The organism is Alteromonas sp. R7, assembly GCF_055755235.1.
On sequence record NZ_JBVTQX010000003.1, the window covers coordinates 419,486 to 440,384 of the forward strand.

Below are 20,899 nucleotides of genomic sequence, written 5' to 3' on the forward strand. Positions count from 1 at the left end.
ATGAATGTAGCTGCAAATGTTGAAGGTAAACATATTCTTATTACTGGTGGCGGCTCGGGTATCGGTGCTGCTTCGGCCCGCGTATTGAGTGCGCGTGGTGCAACAGTCGGTATTGCCGATCTAAACGAAGAAAACGCCAAAACATTGGCTGAAGAAATTGTTGCTGCAGGTGGCAAAGCCTATGCGGTGGCAGTGGATGTTACCGAACCGGCTCAGGTCAAAGCGATGTTCGACACGGCGCTTTCTCATAACGACAAGATTGACGTAATTATTAATAACGCGGGTATCGACCATTTTCCAGCTCCGCTAACTGAAGTCGATGACGCCATGTTCATGAAGAATATTCAGGTCAACTTAGCTGGCGTATGGTATTGCATGAAAAACGCCCTCAAGCATATGACGGCGACAGGCGGTGGCCACATCATCAATATTGCCTCTGTAGCTGGATTGCGCTCTGCGCCTATGATTAGCGCTTACAGCGCTTCCAAACATGGGGTAGTGGGGCTTACTAAATCGGCGGCGGTGGAATACGCAAGGGCGAACATTCGCATTAACGCTGTTTGTCCAAGCTTTGTAGATACTCCTATGGTGCAAGGCGTTTTATCAAAATTGGATGAAAGAGGCCAAAAAGGGCTTATTGGCGCAAATCCAATGAAGCGTTTGGGTAAACCGGAAGAGATTGCTAATGCCATTGCTTGGTTGTGTAGTGATGAGTCGTCATTCATGACGGGTCAGTCCGTAGTACTCGACGGTGGTATGTTGGCCTAGAGCAGGCACCGCAACAAGCGTTAATAATAGAAATTAAGCACAAAGCACTTTATCAGCAAGAATTAAGGATATGACAATGAAGAACCTTTTTGATTTAACAGGAAAAGTGGCACTGGTTACAGGTGCAAGTCGCGGTATCGGTGAGTCTATTGCCCGTTTGCTTGCCCAGTATGGCGCGCATGTAATTGTATCAAGCCGCAAAATTGACGGCTGTGAAGCCGTGGCTTCTTCAATTCGTGACGCAGGTGGTAAGGCGACAGCGTTAGCGTGTCATGTGGGTGAAATGGAGCAAATTACAGAAGCATTTAACGTCATTAAGCGCGATTTTGGAAAACTGGATATTCTAGTAAACAACGCGGCAGCCAATCCTTACTTTGGGCATATCTTAGATACTGATCTTGGCGCCTACAATAAAACTGTAGACGTCAATATTCGTGGCTACTTCTTCATGTCGATTGAAGCTGGCAAAATGATGAAAGAGCAGGGTGGTGGCGTCATTCTCAACACGGCATCGGTAAATGGTGTAACACCGGGCGACATGCAGGGGATTTATTCTATAACGAAAGCTGCGGTTATCAGCATGACTAAGTCATTTGCAAAAGAGTGCGGTAGCTTGAACATTCGCGTAAACGCATTATTGCCAGGCTTAACCGATACTAAATTTGCATCAGCGTTAACAACTAATGAGCAAATCTTGAAGCACGCGCTTAAAGTTATTCCACTAGGCCGTGTCGCTGACCCAGATGAAATGGCGGGCACGGTATTGTATTTAGTATCAGACGCTTCAACCTACACGACCGGCACGACAGTGGTGGTAGATGGTGGTATGCTAGCGTAATTAGATACAGTTACGAGATACGACCATGCATATATGGGTTGACGCCGACGCGTGCCCTGCAGTGATCAAAGACATTCTTTTTAAGGCAGCCAGACGTACCAAGCTGCCTTTGTCTTTGGTGGCTAACCATTCTATGTCTGTTCCACCAGACAAGCACATAACCTTAACGCAAGTGCCGTCAGGCTTCGATGCTGCTGACGATTATATAGTAGAGAAGTGTGAAGCCGGTGATTTGGTCATTACCAATGACATTCCATTGGCCGCTGATGTACTGGCAAAAAATGCGCTAGCGTTAAATAACCGTGGTGAAGAATACGACAAGTCGTCTATTAAGCAGATACTGGGCATGCGGGATTTCATGGAAACCATGCGCTCAAGTGGCGAACACACAGGCGGACCAAAAGCCTTCTCTCAACGTGACAAACAAAACTTCGCCAACGCACTAGACCGACTCCTCACCCAAGGCCTCCGCAACCTCAAATAAAATAATGGGGTCAGAGTACATTAATTTGGGGGTCAGAGTACTTTAAATACTGAAAAAAGTACTCTGACCCCCATTGGGTTTTAGCAATCTCCACCACCGCCATCACTGCTACAAGATGAGCTTGAGCTACTGCTTGGTGTGTATATCGCTGAGGCGCCATCGCTTTGAGAGCCTGGCGTACCGCCGCGAGTCTTGGAAATAAACGTAATTAGGAACATCAACGCACATAGCGAAATAATAGCGATAGATGCTTTCCACTCACCGGTTACAGCTCCGCTATAACACGAGTACGCAGCCACGGCTAAACTAACAAGCCTTATTAGTAACCTCATAACGATCTCCTTTTTACCGGAAGGCATTAGGGGGAAAATGTACTCTGCCCCCATTTTTGCCATTTCTTTGGGGGCAGAAAAGTACTCTGACCCCATTATTTGGTGGTTATCTAACGATGGTCATCTCTTCGATGAGGTTTGTTGCACCGTCAACGTATTCCATTACCCATAACATGTAGCGGCTATCTACATGGATGGTACGGGTTGTTTTCGGGTCAAAATCCCAATCAGAATTGACGCTCTCAAACGTACCGTCAAACAACAAACCGATAAGCTCTGCTTTTGCGTTGAGCGTTGCTGAGCCTGAGTTGCCGCCTGTTGAATCTAAATCCGTCAGGAAGTTTACCGGCACGCTGTTAATAGCGTCTAGTTTGTAAGGTCCGTATTTCTTGTCCTCAATAAGCTCAAGCTGTTTTTTAGGTGAGTCGAACGGTGTCTCGCCCGTGTCTTTTTCGGTAATACCTTCAAGACGAGTAAACGGCTCGTAAATCAGACCGTCTTTTGGCGAGCCGCCCATTACGTTACCGTAAGTGACGCGCAGCGTACTGTTTGCATCTGGATAAGCAAGGCTGCCCAAAGATTTTTGCCACTCAATAATGGCACTCATGTATTTAGGGCGAAGCGCTGCAGCTTTACCGCTTAGCGTTTTGCTCTTATCTTCAATAGCCATCTCGGTATCGAACAGGGCAACCGCAAGTTTAATGAACGGGTCGTTGCTATTTTCGAAATCAGCGCGGCTTGCAGTTAACCATTTCAAACGTTCTTCAGTGTTAGTCAATGAAGTCTTGTCGTAAAACGCCTTTAACTTCTTCTGAAGTGTTTTCCCGTCAGTATCACTATCAATGCCTACTGCTTTATCAAACGCGGCTACTCGGTTTTCTTCAGGCTGTTCAAGGTACATACTAATCATTTTTTGCCAAACGGCCTGATCAACGGCCGGATCAAAGCGACGCTCAATGCGTTCTACGCCTTCTTTCAGGCGAATTTGATCGCGGTCCTGAAATCCAGATTCACGTTCTGCGTCCGGCTTTTCTTTTTCGATGGCATTGCGATAAAGGGTTTGGGCTGACGACAAGAGTTGTGCACGACTTAGGTTGTTGTACCAGAAGTTCTGCTTGTTCATTTGCATTTGTTCAGCACTAACCGCATCAAGATCGGCTAGTGCTTGCTTCATTTCACTCTTACCGTTTTTATCAAGCCATGCAGCTAGTTGCTCTTCACGCTCAGCGCGACGTGGAACAAGTCCAACGCGTTTAGCGCCAGAAAGCTGGCCCAACGTATTTTTGTGGAAGTTGTTAAGTCCCGCTAACAATGCTTCGTATTTGATACGCGCATCGCTGCCTTCTTCAGATGCACTTTCGATAGTCTTGATCCACGCGTCTACCAGTTCAAGGTAAGTGGGATATAACCAATCAAACGTGTACGACACTTGTGATAAACGTGCATAGCGATTAGTAGAGCCAGGGTAGCCCGCTGCCATAACAAAGTCGCCGTCTTCAAGTCCAGCTGCCGAAACTTTTAAGAAATGCTCAGGTTTAAACGGCACGTTCTCTTCACTGTAATCAGCAGGTTTACCGTCTTTACCCACATAAGCACGATAGAAAGAGAAGTCGCCCGTATGACGAGGCCACATCCAGTTATCTACATCACCACCGTATTTACCAATTGAATCAGCAGGCGCGTAGGCAATGCGCACGTCACGAATTTCCATTTGCTTAATTAGCTTATACTCAAGGCCTTGGAAAAACGAAGGCACAGAGCAGCGGAAGCCCGCTTCAGACTCACATTCTGCAATTAATGCTTTGCGGTTCGCTTCAATGAGGTCGTAGCGCTCGCGTCCTTGAACGTCATCGCTGATACCGCCAATGACGTTGTCGGTTACATCAAAAAAATAGACCGTAACGAACATGCGTGTACCCGGCGCGGCCGGCAGTTCTTCACCAATTTCTTTTGCTAGGAAGCCATCTTTTAAATAGTTGTTTTCTGGGGTGCTGTTATATTGAACAGAGCCGCGCGCACAGTGGTGATTAGTAACGGCCAAGCCTTTGTCAGAGACAAACGATGCTGAACAGCCACCTAATGAAACAATCGCGCCCATAGGAAACGCGGTTAGGTCGTTAATACTACTAGCAGGGATTGCTAAGCCTGTTTCTTTTAAATCGCCGGCAATTGAAGGGAGTTGTTCTGGCGTGAACATGCCTTCCTTAGCATTTACTTGCATTGCACTGCCAAGTAGCGCGGCAGAAAGACAAAATACACTTACTTTAGACATGGGTGATCCTTGTTCTTGTCGTTAATCTCATTGTTATAAGTCAGTCGTAATAAATACCAAGTTAACGTGTACGTCAACATTGTTACAGTGTAACGATTATATCCGGCTTGCCCTACTAAAAGGCGTATAGCGCACCGCGTGAATTTGTTAAAAAGTGTAACTAGCCGCCACTGACAGCGTAGTTGGGGCGTTCATCGCAGAAATAGGAAGACGGGTAATTTGAAGGCAATAAAAAAGGCAGGGTGTGAACCCTGCCTTTCGAATCTTAAGAATCAATAGTTCGTACTTAAAGCACTGATACCAATGCTTTAGCTAGTGTTTCTACGTTTTCTTGGTTGATGCCCGCAATGTTCACGCGGCTAGAATCAACAAAATACACACTGTGCTTTTCACGCACTTCGCGCACTTGCTCTGGAGTAATACACAAGAACGAGAACATACCTTTTTGGTCGTTTACGAAGCTAAAGTCTTTAGGCGAGCCATTATCGTGAAGGTTTTGAACTAGCATTGCACGGAGTGATTTCATGCGATCGCGCATTTCGTTCACTTCAGATACCCACTCGTTGTTAAGTGCTTCGTCAGCTAGGATAATGTCTACCAACGCGCCGCCGTAGCTTGGTGGCATAGAGTAGATGCCACGTGCGATTGACTGAATTTGACCCTGAGCAATTTTACGGGTTGCTGAATCTTCAGTAATGATGGCAGCCAAACCAACACGTTCGCGATAAAGGCCAAAGTTCTTAGAACAAGAAGCTGCAACAATAACCTCTGGTAGGTTTTCTACCAATAAACGCATGCCGTACGCGTCTTCTTCTAAACCTTCACCAAAACCGAGGTAAGCCACATCGATGAAAGGCAGGAATTCTCGCTCTTTCGCTACTTCTAGTACTTCATCCCATTGTGCATTAGTAAGATCAGCACCTGTAGGGTTGTGACAGCAACCGTGTAGAAGAACGATATCGCCTTTTTCAGTTTTGCGAAGGGTTTCCATCATAGCGTCAAAGCGAATGCTTGCTGACGCTTTATCGAAGTACGGGTAGGTTTCGATTTTAAGACCCGCAGAGCCGATAAGTGGAATGTGGTTCGCCCATGTTGGGTCGCTTACCCATACTTTAGCGTTGTCGTTACAACGGGCAAGTAGTTCTGAAAGAATACGCAATGCACCGCAACCACCTGGAGCTTGAACCGCTGCAACGCGGTCTGCTAATAGAACGGGGCTAGTCTTACCTAATAGCAAAGACAACATACCGTCGATAAAACCTTGGTTGCCCTGAGGCGTGATGTAGGTTTTGCTAGTTTCGGTATCTAAAAGCACTTTTTGCGCTTTTGCGACACTTGAAAGAATAGGGGTATTACCTTGCTCATCTTTATATACGCCAACACCTAAATCGATTTTGTTTGGGTTGGTGTCTTCACGAAAAGCAGCTGACAGGCCAAGAATTGGATCTGGGGCGAGATGGGGTAATACTTCAAACACGATATGTCCTCACGTTACGTTGGTATGCAAAAGATAGCAGGCTGGCATTATGCCACCGATGGTAGAAAAAACGACCCCTAAAGGTTGAAAATATTTCAATTAGTCGAGGAAAGAAAACGTAAACGAAAGTTTCATTTCAAAAACACCCTAAATTGAAAAAGAAAAAGCGCGGGTTTCTTGTGCTTCGCCTTTGTCTGAAAAGCGTCGTTCTTTCCAGGTCAGCGTATTGTTTTTATCTACTAATAGCAGTGTAGAGGTACGCGTTCCGTATTTTTCGGATTGAATAAAAATGGAAGACAACGCCTTTTCCCACTCATAGCCTACGCCCGTGTCGGGTAACAAGGCATCGTCAGCTTTATTGTCGTAACGTAAAATATCAAATAAGTCTTCATCATTAATGATGTTTTGTTTGGTGACATAATTGTTCAATGCGGTAACGCCCTGCGTGACTTTTGGCCAAGGTGTGGCAATATCCGCGTTAGACAAACCGTAGACACCAGTGTCGATAATGTGGGTCGAATTGTTTACGTTGTTGTAAACCTTAAGCGAATTTATATCTCCGAATAACAGGTTGTAGCCGTTGTATCGGTGGCGCGTTTTTTCTAGCGTTGCCAAGTATTGTGATTGTGCAACAGACTTCATTTCGACTGAGTCGTGCTTCAGCCAGTTGGCGACTAATTCACCTCGCGATACCGCATTTTTATTGATGTTGTGTGGGTCCCTTACATTAGTAAGTGCCGCCACATATCCGTTACGCGTAACACCCATCCAGGTTCCATTAGCTTCTAAGTCTTGTCCGGCGAGCAAATGCGGGTGGCTTTTCCAGAATGAAGACGGCGCGGTTGGTCGTGCGTAAAACTCATCCCGATTCGCAGCGATGATAAGCGGGTAGTCATCTCGCATATTGTTTGCGATAAATAAAATACACATAGCTATATTAAGCCCATATTCTCTAAGAATTCAAAACGCTGTATTGTTAACAATTGCGTTACAAACCCATTTTGATTACTCTTCGCCAAACTGCGCACACTCCAACGTTTTACTCTGTTAATTAATATGCGGGTACAATATGGAAAGTAAAGCGCTTTTCGTTACGGCATTCCACTTCGAAGCCTCAGAAAATAAATTAGCAAATAGATAACCTAAGTGTAGTAAGCAGAGCATAATAATAATGACAGAAACCTCACACCCTCAAACCCACTCTCAACGGGCCAATAGTGTCAACGTTGGAGAGCATGTCCCTCGCAAGTGGCCCAACTGGTTGTCGTCGTTCGCAGCTTGGGTGCTGACAAAAAGGGGCTGGCGTGTAGAAGGTGAACTAATCAATCAGAAAAAAGCCATTTTAGCGGTAGCACCGCATACATCGAACTGGGACTTCTTTATTGGCTTGTTCGTGGTTTTTTCCTTTAAGCTAAACATTAATTTTTTCGGAAAGCACACCATCTTTGCGCCCCCTTTGGGCGCTATTGTTAAAAGATTAGGCGGTATTCCTATAGAGAGAAGTAAAGCGCATGGGGTGGTCACGTCTATTGCAAATAAGATAAAGGAAGCCGATCAATTAATACTCGCGTTAGCGCCAGAGGGTACACGAAGCCCCATTTATCCATGGAAAACAGGCTTTATGCACATTGCACGAGAAGCCGAAATTCCTATACAAGTCATTGGGTTGGACTACGCCAGAAAAATGATTGTGTTGGGGCCAATTATTCAGAAAGTGACTAACATAGATGAACAAATGCAAACTATTTATACGTTTTATGATAATGTTTGCGCAAAATATCCTAAAAACTGCATTACAAAGCCATAATCATTTCTATTGAAGTGGTAAGTACGCAACCGTATCAACTCAGAGTACTGGTGCGCACTCGGCTCGGTCGCAAACATCTATTTTCGGAGCTTCACCCGTGACAAAATTGGGATTCACAACCCGTCAGGTTCATTCTGATCGCATGCTAAATACGCCTGAACATGGTGGTGTTCACAGCAGCACGTCTAATTCAGTTCTTTTCGAGTTTAAAGATGCGCAGGGCATCATCGATGCGTTTCAAGGTAAACGAGCTGCTCATGTTTATTCTCGTTCATCGTCACCTTCTGTGGCGGCACTGCAAAATATGCTTAATGATCTGGAAGGCGGTGTAGGTACCTTGTGTTACTCAACCGGAATGGCGGCGATAAGCAGCTCGTTATTTGCTTTACTCAAAGCCGGCGACCATTTAATTGTAAGCCAATACCTATTTGGTAATACGCGAAGCTTTTTTGAAACCATTAAAGATTTTGGTGTGCAGGTTACCTACACAGATGTGACCGACATTCAGCAAGTCAAAGAAGCTTACCAGCCAAACACAAAAGGCGTTTACACCGAAACCGTAGCTAACCCTGTGACACAGGTGGCCGACCTTCACGCCATCGGTCAATTCTGCGAAGAGAAGCACATGCTGTTTATGGTTGATAACACCATGACGCCACCCCCTGTTTTTTATGCTAAAGATGTTAAAGCGTCGTTAGTGTTTTGCTCGCTGACAAAATACATTGCAGGTCACGGTAACGTTTTAGGTGGTGCTGTCATTGATACGGGTAACTATGATTGGAGTAAGTTTAGTAACCTAAAACCGGCTTATCAGGTTGCAGATACTGCACAGTGGGGCATTACGCAAATTAAAAAGAAAGGTTTACGCGATTTAGGCGCTACATTGGCACCGCAATCAGCGACGGCCATTGCCCTAGGCATGGAAACCTTAGATTTACGTTTATCACGAAGTCAGCATAATGCTATGCAGTTGGCGACGTTCCTAGATAATCATCCCAAGGTATCTAAAGTCTTTTATCCAGGTCTTGCCGACCACCCTCAGCATTTCATGGCACGGGAATACCTAAACGACGGCTATGGCGCAATTTTGAGTTTTGACCTTATCGACGGTGCTGATCCAGTGGCGTTTTTAAACGAAATGAAGTTAGTTATTTGCGCCACGCACTTAGGGGATAATCGCACCTTAGCGCTTCCAGTTGCGCCTACTATTTATTTTGAGAACACGGCAGAAGAGCGTGAGTTAATGGGTATTTCCGATACCATGCTGCGTATTTCGGTAGGTATTGAAGACACTCAGGATCTGATTGCAGATTTCGACACGGCGCTAAATACCATATAGATAAAATTTTCTTGTCGAGAAACACAAAAAAGGGGCGTTTGCCCCTTTTTTTATTTTAGATTAATTGGGTCTCAATATAATTGAAACACGATGGGTTTAGCTATTTTTGACTAGTCAAAACCTAGCGTAATTTGTCCACGAATTTCACCGCTTGGGAATGCATCTGAGTGGAAGTTAGTGTAAAGACCTCCGTCTGCCATAACATTCATTTGCTCAGCAGTTAACGTAGTATTAGCTGGCACAGACCACATACCGCTGGTTCCAGCAGTAAGTCCAATTAGAACATCTCCATTTACGCCCATTTCACCCTCGTGAATGTGAGCCATGTTTGCTGTCATACCGGTAATGGTAACGCTGCCTGACAGTGCACCTGTAGATGTATTCAAAGTAAATGCACCAGCGCCGCTTGCTGTTGTAGTTACTGCAGGCACTTCTTGTAGGCCGTTGGCAATGATGCCGTACACTTCAATATTATCAGGTGTGATTTGGCCGCGAATTTCACCACCAGTATTAGCTGCTGTATGCACATTCACATAATGACCACCTGCCAGTAGTTGCGTAGCTGTGGCTTCATCTAGTGCTATGCTTCCGTCTGTCATCCAAACGCCAGCGGTGCTTTCACTTTCCACAAGTCCTACAAGTACGTCACCATTTTCACCAGCAAACCCAGTATGAATGTGCGCCATAGTCGCATTTTCAATAGTGGTTACCGCCACAAGAGAAACGTTGTTGTTTGTGGTGTCGAAGAGCGCATAGCCAGACCCCATTGCCATGGTGTCAACTGCTGGTACCTCTTGGCTGCCGCTTAGTGAGAATGTTACTACCGCAGTTGTGTCGGGAACAATCTGACCACGCACTTCACCGTTAGGGTTAGCGGTAGTGTGAACATTTAAATACCACTCACCGCTAGTCAGCGCGTCTAAGTTGCTAGGTGAAATATTAGTTTCAGCGAGAACATAAGTACCATTACCAGCATCAGTCAGTGGGAAAGCAACCGGACCATTCATACCAATGCCGCCATCGTGTACGTGTACACCAGTAACATCCGTTAAGCCTGATACGTCAACACTTACGCTAAACGCAGGTAAGTCTTCGTCAATTTCGACCACTGCAGTTGCCATAGACATAGTAGTTACGGCAGGCACTTCTTGTGACCCACTTAAGTTTACATTGTAAGTCATGTCAGCATTAAAAGCTGGTGGAGGTGGTGCTAGGCCATCAAGCAACGCTAATTGAGGTAAATCACCTTCCATCGCGCCATCTAGTGCGATAGCAGTGTAAATCTCACCATTCTCAAGCGCTAAAACGCCTGTTTCGATTGCCGCTGTTTTGGTGCCTGTTGGTGTAACCGTAACTACGTAGTCACCTTCTGCAAGACTTACGTAACCTGTTTCAACAAGCTCACCAGTCTCATAGGCAATATCGGCAAATGCCGGGTCAACCGCATCAATTTCGCCATCTGCGGTTACGTAAATATCGACGTTACCCGCTGAAGGTGAAGCATGTACAATACGCACTTTCGCTTCTGTCGCTACGGAGCGGGGCATATCAACAAGCACATCAAGTTCTGGTGCAGCCAAAACGTTGTTTGCGATAGCGGTATAAGACATACCTACTTCTAGCGTCAACTCAGCATCGTCAATTGCCACAACACTGTTGTCGCTATCGGCTACAACGTCAATGAGATAGTCACCGGCTGCAACAGACAAATAGTCTGTGGTGCGCGGGAACTGTATTCCGTCCACCAATACTATTTCGTTATTTGCTACAACATCAACCGCTGGTGCGTCGCTGATACCGTGCACAACGCGGATAGCAGCACCTGCTTCTGCATCCCATATTTTGAAGCTTCCATCACCGTCCGCGGCCAGTAATGTTACTGGTGAATCGCCTGTACCTACGTTATTAGTGGCAGCGATAAGCAAATCGGCACCGTCTGCAAGGTTTACTGTACCAGAGTCGTATACAACCGTTGTCTCACCGGCCGGTGTAATACGAATTTGATAATCGCCCGCGGGTACTTGAATCAAATCTGTCGCGTCAGTAAATTCAGCAGTAACAAGCGGCTGCTCGGCAGTGATATCTGTATCTGGTGCCGTAACATAAATATCAACCATAGGAGCCATTGATGCTGCATGTACAATCTGTACTTGAGCATTACCCGCGTCAACTGCGGTTTCCATACTGGTCACTGTTAAAAGCGATAACGACTCATCGCCAACATTACCTACGGCAAAAATATCGTAGTTCATGTCAGCTTCTAAAGTAACGTCAGCTTGCAACACTTCAGCGTTTTCACCTGGAAGAATGCCTGTAACACCAATATCGTACATGCCTGTCTCAACTTCGAAGCGAGATGAAGCAACTTGGTAATCAACGCTTTCAAGATCGTTGAGTATGGCGTCGTTAGCAGTGATGTTTACCATTGGTGCGTCTGATGCTGCGTGAACAACTCGAACGTTTGCGTATTCTGGGGCGGGTGTGGGCTCTTGTACGACATCGTCGTCGTCATCCGAGCAGCCAATTAAAAACAGTGGTAATATTGAACATGCAAGGAGCGCTTTGGTCCTTCTCATATTTTGTATCCTCTTAATTGTGTTGTGGCAAACTCGGTTACGCTGAGCAAATAAGAGAAGATCAACCTCCTTGCAACATTAACGTAATGTAATGTTTTCAATAATTTCACATTTACTCTGTTCCTTGGCAGTTTGTTCTGCAAAATAGAACGAAGCCTTCATAATTTTGATATTTTCATCCAACCCGATTGCCGTAATATAGCCATATATTATCGAAACAACGAATATTGGAGTTCGGCATGAAAAAAGTACTGGCTATATTTTCCAGCCTAAATGGCAACCAAGGTAATTCTTCAAAGCTTGCAAACGAATACCTTTCAAAAATTGAGAATGACGGTTCTGTGCACATTAACCGCGTGGATGTTGCCTCTCTGGCACTGCCTCATTTAACAGGTGAAGAAATGCAGGCATGGATGACTGAGGCGTCTGAGCGAAATGAATCACAACAGGCATTGGCAAAAATCTCTGATGACATTGTTGAAACAGTAAAAGCGGCTGACGAAATTGTGCTAGCCGTGCCAATGTACAACTTTGGCATCCCATCGAGCTTAAAAGCTTACTTCGACCGTATTGCAAGAGCTGGTATAACATTTAAGTATACCGAGACAGGTCCTGTCGGATTGCTAGAAAATAAATCAGCGACTGTTTTTGCCGCGCGTGGTGGTGTGTATGCAGGTTCAGACTTTGATACGCAAACGCCGTATTTAAAACACTTTTTAAATTTTGTTGGTATCAGTGACGTTAAATTCGTTTACGCTGAAGGACTTAACATGGGCGAAGAGCAAGCAAACAAAGCTTTTTCTGAAGCAAGCGAAAAAATTATTGAACTAACCAACAACTAAACACACTAAATTAATGCAGTTAGCTAAAACGTAGGAAGTATGTTTTCAGCTAAAAGTGTGTTCCAAGTTGAGTGTGCTTGATTGCCCCGCGTGTTACGCGGGGCTTTTTTATGCGCGGCTTTTAGATTCTCGTTTGGTGTGACCTATAGGCAGCGTTGATATTCGCGGTTTTATTCGCTTTTGAGGAGTGCCTCTATGTCAGCGATAAAAGCCGGATCAGTGGGCTTTGTTGAACTAGGGTAGTGGGTTATTTGCTTACCAGAGCTGTCAATAAGGTACTTATTAAAGTTCCATGATGGCGCTTTGCCGGTGGCGGTTTTTAGCATTCTATACATAGGATCGGCGTCTTCACCTTTTACCGATATTGGTTCAAACATCGGAAACTTTACGCCATAAGTCAATTCACACAGTTCTGCCGTTTTGCCTTCATCATTATCTTCTTGGTTAAAATCGTGCGACGGGAAGCCAAGTACTACAAAATCTTTGTCTTTGTAGTCACTATAAAGGGCTTCTAAACCTTCAAATTGTGGCGTGTAGCCGCAATAGCTGGCTGTGTTCACCACTAAAAGGGTCTTTCCGGCATATTCGTTACACAAATTCACCGTTTCTTGTGAGTTGAGCTTACGCTTCATGAACTTTAGTACGCTGGGGCACTCGCTCGCAAAGCTAGGAGTCGTGAAAAAGCTGAGCGCAAGCAACGCAGGTACAAAACCTTTCGCTTTCATAGTGTTTTACCTCATCAGTGAATTTTTGTTATTTTGTTCAGGCCGACAGACCAGTTTCACAACCATAAACGCAGATGGTTTACGTTTGGTTCACTATCTCAATCGATGAACGTTAGCGCATTAGTAACTGCTCTGCGTATAATGTTAACGTTTTTTACATAACAACGACTTAAAATAATGAAAAAATACTCTTCTTTACTCATCGCGGCTAGCGTTACTTTTGCGTTGGGCGGATGTGCAAGCACGACTAACGAACCATCTAACCAAGCAGCGTCTACATCGCTTCCTGCTGCCACTGTCCAGCAAACCGTTACACCCGATGTCGCGCCTCAGAACAGCGCGAAAAATGGTGAAATTACTTTAAAGCAAATAATGTCAGACCCTCAATGGATGGGCGCGCTACCCGAAGGTATGGGGTGGTCGGTCAATGGCGATAAAATTGTTTTTGAAAAAGAAAGACAGAATAGCGCGTTAACAGATGTTTATGTTGCTGAACTCTCAAACCCTGCAAATGCCGTAAAAGCACCGTTGTCAGATTTGCACAAGTATCGTTTTGACGAACGTGTAGTAAGAAATGATGGTGTAATTGCTTATTCATTTGAAGACAGTGTTTATGTGCAATTTACCAACGGTGAAACCGTGCGTATAGCGCGTGGCGGGAATGCGCTGTCAACGCTTTCATTTATGACTGATGGCCGCTTAATGGCGTTAAGCGGTAACAAATTTATTGCTATAGACCTATCTAACGGCACCCGCGAAGAATTGTTAAGCTGGGAGTTTAGCGACGAGCCCAAAGCGGTTGAGCCGCCTAAGGATTATATTGCCGAGCAGCAACAGTCGCTGGTGGAATACATCAAACTACAGCGCAAAAACAGACAAGAAAAAGACGACGCTCAAAAAGCGTTGGCCAAAGAAAACAGCAGTGTAGCACCTGCGCCGTTTTACTTTGATAAGTCGCATCGACTAGCGGGTATTAGCGTATCACCTGCGGGTAACTTTGCAGTAGTCGCCACCACGGAAAGTAAGCCGACTCGTGATGACAGCGACATCATGCCGCATTATATCCAAGAAGACAGCCGTATTGCCGCGAAACCCGTACGCCAACGTGTTGCAGATGCAGAATCGGTAAATCATGAACTGTGGCTGCTTAATTTGAAAACTGGCGAGAAGAGTGAACTTAAATACTTTAATTTGCCTGGGTACAATGACGACGTACTTGCAGATGTAAAAGAAGAAAACGCGAAAGCCAATGGCGAGACCTATGAAGTTAATCGTTTGCCGCGCGACATTACCTTACTGCAAAGCTGGTATTGGACTAAGCCTTCGATTCGCTGGCACAAAAACGGTAACGCTGTTGCCGTCATGCTAGAAGCGTGGGACAACAAAGACCGCTGGATTGCAACGGTCGACTTAGCGAATAAAACGCTAGAAAACCAACATAGGCTTCATGACGATGCGTGGGTAAACTACCGTTTCAACGCATTTGATTGGCTAAATGACAGCGAAACACTTTACTATCAGTCTGAGCATACTGGTTACTCTCACTTATACGTTCAAAAGCCTGGCGAGAAGTCTGTCGCGCTAACCAGCGGCCGTTTTATTGTTGACGATTTAACGCTTTCTAGCGATGACAATTATATCTACTTTAAAGCTAACATGGAGCATCCGGGGCTTTACGAAGTTTATCGTGCAGATTTAAGTGACAATACCATCGATACCATGACTGATTTGAATGGTATGACAGACTACTCACTTAGCCCTGATGGTAAAAATTTGCTGCTAAGCCATAGCAAGGTGAATCAACCACAAGAGCTTTACGTTAAGCCAGCAAACGAAACAACAGTGGCAAAGCAAATCACGCAAAGCACCAGTGCTGATTTTAATGCACTTCCATGGGCGGTGCCTAACATCGTTGCTATTGAATCGTCGCATACCGATGCACCTATTTACGCACGAGTATATTTACCGGAAAATTACGACAAGTCGGCACCAAATAAAGCGGTAGTGTTTAATCACGGTGCAGGCTATTTGCAAAACGCCCACATGGGGTGGTCTGGTTACTTCCGAGAATACATGTTCCATAGCATGCTCGTGCAGCAAGGCTATGTCGTACTAGATATGGACTATCGCGCTAGTGCTGGCTACGGACGTGATTGGCGAACCGCTATTTATCGTCAAATGGGTACGCCTGAAGTGCAAGATTTGCGTGATGGTGTTAACTGGCTTGTTGAAAATGCAAATGTAGATCGTGAGCGTATTGGCACATACGGCGGTTCATACGGCGGCTTCTTAACCTTTATGTCTATGTTTACCGCGCCAGATCTGTTTGCGGCAGGTGCAGCACTTCGTCCGGTAACCGATTGGGCCCATTACAACACGCCATATACGGCAAACATACTGAATACGCCTGATATCGATCCCATCGCTTTTGAGCGTAGCTCGCCGATTTATTTTGCCGATGGACTAGAAAAGCCTTTGCTTATCAATGCGCCTATGGTTGATGACAACGTGTTTTTCCACGACACCGTGCGATTGGTACAGCGTCTTATCGAGCTTGAGAAAGAAGATTTTGAAACGGCCATTTATCCGGTAGAGCCACATGGCTTTGTGCAGCCAAGCTCTTGGCTTGATGAATACCGTCGTATATACAAGCTATTCGAAGAAAACTTATAGGCAAAACTGCGAGTGCAACCCAGTGATTAAGAGCCACTGAGTTGCTCACAGCGCGGTAGCTGTTAAGGACGGGAAAAAGCTTATAAAAAAGGCCCAAATTCAATGAATTCGGGCCTTTTTTTAAATCTTCATTTTTTGCTTCAGCACATTTTATCTGTTTTAACGAATTAAAATGCGCAAAAAGAGTGACGCTATATCGCTCTAGTTTCTATTTTTTTTCGCCGTAATGAACATAAGTAAAAAGATTGCGATACCCGTAAGCGCACCAAATAAATGCGCGTCTACGGCAACTTTTGCGTCAATTAGGTTTGCAACTTGTTCACTACTACCGTCAATTTGTTCGTATCCCACCTTGATGGCTAGACCTATAAGCAGTAGCCAACCCGACTTCATCTTTTCCTTAATATCAACACAGGCGCCCCATGCGAAAATACCATGTAGTGCGCCAGATAAGCCTGCGTACCAAATGAGATCTGGAGAGAAGAAATAAAGGCCAATACTGGTTCCCAAACAGCACCACACAAAAACTTTTAAATACAAACCAATGCGATAATGTTCACCGTGTAGGGCCCACAATAGCGCCAGACCTGCTAAATTTAAAAGTAGGTGGTAGCCATTGGTATGCACGATATTGCCGCTGACTATTCGCCAAGTTTCTAGACCTTGAATGGCGTACCTGTCGTAAGCCAAATAATTGCCAGACATAGGCTCAAAGAAAAACGCGACAACGGAGCATAGCGCAATAAATAAGGGACCAGCGCTATACTTAAGCGAAAACGGCAGTGACATCATCAGTGTTAGTTATTTTTGAAATTAGAATTTGCTGGCTATGATACAGAAATTGCCTACAGGGTGAAAACTGAAGTACGCCCAAAACAAAAAGACGACAGTAAAGGAGTAATTATGTCTTACATTATTACCGAAACAATTCAGCAATGCTTAACCATTACACTTAACCGAACCGATAAGAAAAATGCGTTAACACGCGACATGTATCAAGAAATGGCGAATGCCATATTAGGTGTTAAGAACGATGGCTCAACCAAAGTGGTGGTTATTAAAGGCGCGGGCGATTGTTTTACTGCAGGAAATGATATTGGAGACTTCGCACAGCAACAAGATCACGCTCAGGTGCCAGAAACAGCTGCCTTTATGCGAGCTTTGGCTGCATGTAATTTACCGGTTATTGCACAAGTTCACGGATTAGCAGTGGGCATAGGCACAACCCTTTTACTTCATTGCGATTTTGTTTACGCCACTCCAGATACCCGATTTGTTCTACCATTCATCAACTTAGGGCTTGTTCCTGAATATGCATCAAGTTATCTTTTGCCTAAGGTTGCGGGTCATATAAAGGCGGCAGAGTGGCTAATGCTGGGCGAACCCTTTACCTCTGCTGATGCCTATCAATTTGGTATTCTGACAAAAATTGTCGACGCTCACGAAATAGATCAAACGGTTCAAACAACGGTAGAGAAACTCGTCGCCAAGCCTTCATTTTCGCTTAAACAAACAAAAGCGCTATTAAAAGGTGACGGAGAGCGAACAAACCAACAAATGAACGAAGAGTTTGATATATTTTTAGAAGCGTTGGGCACAACCGCAGCTCAAGAAGCGTTTGATGCGTTTCTTAAAAAACGCCCAATAAACCCCGAAAAATTTAAATAAGAGGAAGTAATATTTTGAGACGCAGTGCTTTTTTCAGAGCTTCAGTGGTAACTCTTGCATTATCTAGCTGTTTTATTTTTGGTGCGAACGCGAAGCAAACACGTGAAGTCGGAGAACCAGAAGCGGCAACAGGCTACATAGAGAAAAAGGCATTTGAAGCCGAAGATTATATGGTTGTAGCGGCAAATCCCTATGCGTCTTGGGCGGGAAAGAATATTTTAGAAAAGGGCGGAAGCGCGATTGACGCAGCGGTAGCTGTGCAATCGATGCTTTCGCTGGTTGAACCACAATCGTCAGGTATTGGCGGTGGTGCGTTTATCCTTTATTGGGATAATAAGAACAAAGTACTTCACACCTTTGACGGCCGTGAAACCGCACCGAAAGCTGTCAATTCTCATTGGTTTATTGAAGGTAATAAGCCAATGCGCTGGTTAGATGCCGTAGTAGGCGGTAAGTCAGTTGGCGTGCCTGGTGCAGTAAAAGCGCTAGAAATGGCTCAGGGCGAGTTCGGTAAGCTGCCTTGGAATACGCTGTTCGACGATACAATCAAAACAGCTGAAGACGGCTTTAAAGTATCGCCGCGTTTAGCCAAACTTGTTGCATTAGACTATCACCCTGGTCTTAAAACTTTTCCTGCAAGCTCTACTTATTTCTTCCCGGCAGGCCTGCCGTTAAAAGAAGGCACGGTTAAGAAAAACAAAAAGTTAGCTAAAACCCTAAGAGGTATTGCGGAAAAGGGCAGCGACTATTTGCTGAAAGGCGAAGTTGCCGAAAAAATAGTGGAAGCGGTTAATAATGCGGAGATTAACCCTGGCCAAATGTCGCTGGAAGATTTAGCAAGCTATGAACCAGTAAAACGTGAACCCGTATGTGGCTTGTACCACGAAAAACGCATTTGCGGTATGGCACCACCTAGCTCAGGTGGCGTAAACGTTTATCAAATTCTAAAAATGTTAGAAGGTTTTAACCTTAGTCAATACGCACCGGATTCAGTAGAGTTTGCCAACCTATATACGCAAGCAAGTGGGCTTTCATATGCCGACCGCGAGAAGTTCATTGCTGATAGCGATTTTACTAACTTGCCGTTTGCGGCCATGATTAATACCGCTTATCTTCAGCGCCGAGCCGAGAGTATTGCTGTTGATAAAGAGTGGCGCCGCAAACGCGCGGGCAATCCCTACGCCGATGCGAATGTAGCACTTGGTACGTCAATGGAGCTGCCCAATACCTCACACGTTTCTATAGTAGACAAAGAGGGCAATGCAGTATCAATGACTACCAGCATTGAATTTATGTTTGGTTCTGGGATTATGGTAGAAGGCTTCCTGCTTAATAATCAGCTTACCGACTTTTCATTTTCGCCAACCAAAAACCGTTTTCCAGTACCAAATCGCGTAGAGCCTGGTAAGCGTCCTAGAAGTGCTATGAGCCCTACCATGGTGTTCGACAAAGAAGGGAATTTAGAGGTGGTTGTAGGCTCGCCGGGCGGCTCTAGAATTGTAAGCTACGTCGCTCAAACCCTAATTGGAGTTTTAGACTTTGGCTTGGATATTCAGCAAGCCATCAATCTTCCTAAAATTACTAATCGAAATGACTACACTGCGTTAGAGAAGGGCACACCAATAGCTGAGCTTGAAGAGCCGTTAAAGGCACTCGGCCATAACGTTAAAGTAGTGGATTTAAACAGCGGTCTTCATGGCATTCAGTTTAAATCAGGTAAATTAATTGGCGGCGCAGATCCTCGCAGAGAAGGCATTGCAGTAGGGCGCTAATTTGGCGTTTGCCTAGTTAAAACTAAATGCAGCAATGCGCTGTTGAGTGAGAGAAAGCGGAAGGTTAAATATCTTCCGCTTTTTTGTTTGTGCCGGGAAGTAACACTCGAGAGAAGAGTTCTCTTTTATCGATTAGTTCGTGTAAGGCAATCAACCATCAAATATTAATGTAACCTTCAAGGTAAGACACCGCTTGGCCAGAAATAAGCACGCGGTCACCTGCCACCTCACATTTTAATGTGCCGCCTCGTTTAGATGCCTGATAAGCCATAAGTTTTGATCGTCCAAATACTTTTGCCCAATAAGGCGCTAGCCCAGTGTGGATTGAACCGGTAACCGGGTCTTCATCACCGCCGTTCGCAGGCCAAAAATAACGCGAAACAAAATCAAATTGCGTACCAGGCGCTGTCACTACCACATCATAAGGCGCTAGTGTTTTTAGTTGTTCGCAGTCTTGAATTACGCTTAAAACGTCGTCTTCGTTAGAATAAACAGCAAAGTAAGCTTGGTTATTTTTTAAAATGCTTTTGGGCTTGATAGAGAGCCCTTTTAGTAACGCTTCAGGCACTTCACCGACAGGGCTGGGCATTCTATTAGGGAAATCCATCTGAATAAATCCGTCGCTTTTTTTAACGACTTTCATCATCCCAACCGACTTGGCGAAAAGCGAGATGTGCGGCAGTTGGTAGTTTTCGCTAAAAATGACAAACGCAGAAGCTAAAGTAGCATGACCACAAAAATCGATTTCCGTCACAGGGGAAAACCAACGTATAGTGAATACGCCATTATCATCTTCAACTAAAAAGGCGGTTTCTGAAAGGTTATTTTCAGCAGCGATTTCTTGCATTTTTTCATCGCTAAGCCATTTACCCGTTATAACTACTGCAGCAGGATTGCCCTTAAACCTTACATTAGTAAATGCATCGACAACGTTAATTTTAATTTTCATTCGAACGCGCTTTTTTTATGATCGTATTTAAGTCTGGTTTGATTGGCATTGCCTTAAATGGGCTAACGTTAGCGCCACCTGTATTTCCATGAGGTACTAGCCCAAATACAGTTTTTGTGGCAGCGCCCGCAATTCTGAAAAGTTGACCAAAAAACTCACCAATATTGCCTTGTTTCACTGCCCACAAAAGCATTTGAACGTGTACTTTAACGTGTAGCCTTGTAGAGGCTTGACCAAGAACGTGGGCATTTTCTAAGTGTGAAAAAGCACACTGTTGGCTGTTTTGGTTTTGCTTTCTATGAGCTAGCGCTAGTTCAGCTTCTACATAAGGGCGAATATTGCGCGTAAAGCCTTTTGCTTTGAACATGGTGTGAGCA

At 44.9% G+C, this 20,899-nt stretch carries 18 protein-coding genes; 9 read left to right on the forward strand and 9 right to left on the reverse strand.

The genetic code is table 11. The features are described from left to right. From AC0J2X_RS07505 to AC0J2X_RS07515, 3 genes are all read left to right on the forward strand, one after another. The gene (locus AC0J2X_RS07505) at positions 1–768 is read left to right on the forward strand and encodes an SDR family NAD(P)-dependent oxidoreductase (protein ID WP_014976730.1); all 768 of its coding nucleotides are present in this window, start codon (positions 1–3) and stop codon (positions 766–768) included. A gap of 76 nt (positions 769–844) precedes the next feature. Further along, a complete protein-coding gene (locus AC0J2X_RS07510) occupies positions 845–1,606 on the forward strand; it encodes an SDR family oxidoreductase (RefSeq protein WP_014949725.1) in 762 nt (253 codons plus the stop codon). Positions 1,607–1,631: 25 nt separating this feature from the next. Then, positions 1,632–2,090 carry a YaiI/YqxD family protein gene (locus tag AC0J2X_RS07515; RefSeq protein ID WP_014949724.1) on the forward strand — a complete coding sequence of 153 codons (459 nt, stop codon included), beginning with the start codon at positions 1,632–1,634 and terminating at the stop codon, positions 2,088–2,090. An 80-nt stretch (positions 2,091–2,170) separates the two neighbouring features. On the opposite strand, the gene AC0J2X_RS07520 is transcribed toward AC0J2X_RS07515, so the two are convergent. The 4 genes from AC0J2X_RS07520 to AC0J2X_RS07535 all read right to left on the reverse strand — a co-directional run bounded on the left by AC0J2X_RS07520 (position 2,171) and on the right by AC0J2X_RS07535 (position 7,101). Then, positions 2,171–2,422 carry a hypothetical protein gene (locus tag AC0J2X_RS07520; RefSeq protein ID WP_014979487.1) on the reverse strand — a complete coding sequence of 84 codons (252 nt, stop codon included), beginning with the start codon at positions 2,420–2,422 and terminating at the stop codon, positions 2,171–2,173. Between the two features lie 106 nt (positions 2,423–2,528). Beyond that, on the reverse strand, positions 2,529–4,694 hold the full coding sequence (locus AC0J2X_RS07525; RefSeq protein ID WP_278711963.1) for a S46 family peptidase: 2,166 nt from the start codon (positions 4,692–4,694) through the stop codon (positions 2,529–2,531). Between the two features lie 286 nt (positions 4,695–4,980). Then, on the reverse strand, positions 4,981–6,171 hold the full coding sequence (locus AC0J2X_RS07530) for an amino acid aminotransferase (protein WP_014949721.1): 1,191 nt from the start codon (positions 6,169–6,171) through the stop codon (positions 4,981–4,983). A 147-nt stretch (positions 6,172–6,318) separates the two neighbouring features. Then, entirely contained in the window at positions 6,319–7,101 is a 783-nt protein-coding gene (locus AC0J2X_RS07535; protein ID WP_014949720.1) for an NRDE family protein, read from the reverse strand. A 241-nt stretch (positions 7,102–7,342) separates the two neighbouring features. Between AC0J2X_RS07535 and AC0J2X_RS07540 the strand changes: the two genes are divergently transcribed. Continuing rightward, positions 7,343–7,978 carry a 1-acyl-sn-glycerol-3-phosphate acyltransferase gene (locus tag AC0J2X_RS07540; protein ID WP_039236099.1) on the forward strand — a complete coding sequence of 212 codons (636 nt, stop codon included), beginning with the start codon at positions 7,343–7,345 and terminating at the stop codon, positions 7,976–7,978. A gap of 97 nt (positions 7,979–8,075) precedes the next feature. After that, positions 8,076–9,317, forward strand: a complete 1,242-nt coding sequence (locus AC0J2X_RS07545; RefSeq protein ID WP_039225530.1) for a cystathionine gamma-synthase family protein — start codon at positions 8,076–8,078, stop codon at positions 9,315–9,317. Between the two features lie 110 nt (positions 9,318–9,427). Here the strand turns inward: AC0J2X_RS07545 and AC0J2X_RS07550 are convergent, their stop codons facing one another. Then, complete coding sequence (locus AC0J2X_RS07550; RefSeq protein ID WP_278711964.1) at positions 9,428–11,893, reverse strand: CHRD domain-containing protein; 2,466 nt, start codon at positions 11,891–11,893, stop codon at positions 9,428–9,430. 239 nt (positions 11,894–12,132) lie between these two features. Here AC0J2X_RS07550 and AC0J2X_RS07555 point away from each other — a divergent pair, with 239 nt between their 5' ends. Next, positions 12,133–12,735, forward strand: coding sequence for an FMN-dependent NADH-azoreductase (locus AC0J2X_RS07555; RefSeq protein ID WP_278711965.1), 603 nt, complete (start codon positions 12,133–12,135; stop codon positions 12,733–12,735). Between the two features lie 170 nt (positions 12,736–12,905). Here the strand turns inward: AC0J2X_RS07555 and AC0J2X_RS07560 are convergent, their stop codons facing one another. Continuing rightward, positions 12,906–13,460, reverse strand: a complete 555-nt coding sequence (locus AC0J2X_RS07560) for a glutathione peroxidase (protein ID WP_014949715.1) — start codon at positions 13,458–13,460, stop codon at positions 12,906–12,908. 177 nt (positions 13,461–13,637) lie between these two features. On the opposite strand from AC0J2X_RS07560, the gene AC0J2X_RS07565 reads away from it, so the two are divergent. Next, on the forward strand, positions 13,638–16,133 hold the full coding sequence (locus AC0J2X_RS07565; protein WP_278711966.1) for a S9 family peptidase: 2,496 nt from the start codon (positions 13,638–13,640) through the stop codon (positions 16,131–16,133). Positions 16,134–16,334: 201 nt separating this feature from the next. Here AC0J2X_RS07565 and rrtA read toward each other — a convergent pair whose 3' ends face one another. Continuing rightward, the gene (rrtA, locus tag AC0J2X_RS07570) at positions 16,335–16,925 is read right to left on the reverse strand and encodes a rhombosortase (protein ID WP_278711967.1); all 591 of its coding nucleotides are present in this window, start codon (positions 16,923–16,925) and stop codon (positions 16,335–16,337) included. A gap of 111 nt (positions 16,926–17,036) precedes the next feature. Between rrtA and AC0J2X_RS07575 the strand changes: the two genes are divergently transcribed. Next, positions 17,037–17,801, forward strand: a complete 765-nt coding sequence (locus tag AC0J2X_RS07575; RefSeq protein ID WP_278711968.1) for an enoyl-CoA hydratase — start codon at positions 17,037–17,039, stop codon at positions 17,799–17,801. Positions 17,802–17,815: 14 nt separating this feature from the next. Further along, complete coding sequence (gene ggt / locus AC0J2X_RS07580) at positions 17,816–19,573, forward strand: gamma-glutamyltransferase (RefSeq protein ID WP_278711969.1); 1,758 nt, start codon at positions 17,816–17,818, stop codon at positions 19,571–19,573. Between the two features lie 157 nt (positions 19,574–19,730). Here the strand turns inward: ggt and AC0J2X_RS07585 are convergent, their stop codons facing one another. Together AC0J2X_RS07585 and AC0J2X_RS07590 are read right to left on the reverse strand one after the other, a co-directional pair. Further along, positions 19,731–20,522 (reverse strand): PhzF family phenazine biosynthesis protein, encoded by a 792-nt coding sequence (locus AC0J2X_RS07585; RefSeq protein ID WP_014976718.1) that lies wholly within the window; start codon positions 20,520–20,522, stop codon positions 19,731–19,733. After that, complete coding sequence (locus tag AC0J2X_RS07590) at positions 20,512–20,889, reverse strand: DUF3703 domain-containing protein (RefSeq protein WP_014949709.1); 378 nt, start codon at positions 20,887–20,889, stop codon at positions 20,512–20,514. The genes AC0J2X_RS07585 and AC0J2X_RS07590 overlap by 11 nt, the downstream gene beginning before the upstream one ends. Between the last annotated feature and the right edge of the window lie 10 nt (positions 20,890–20,899).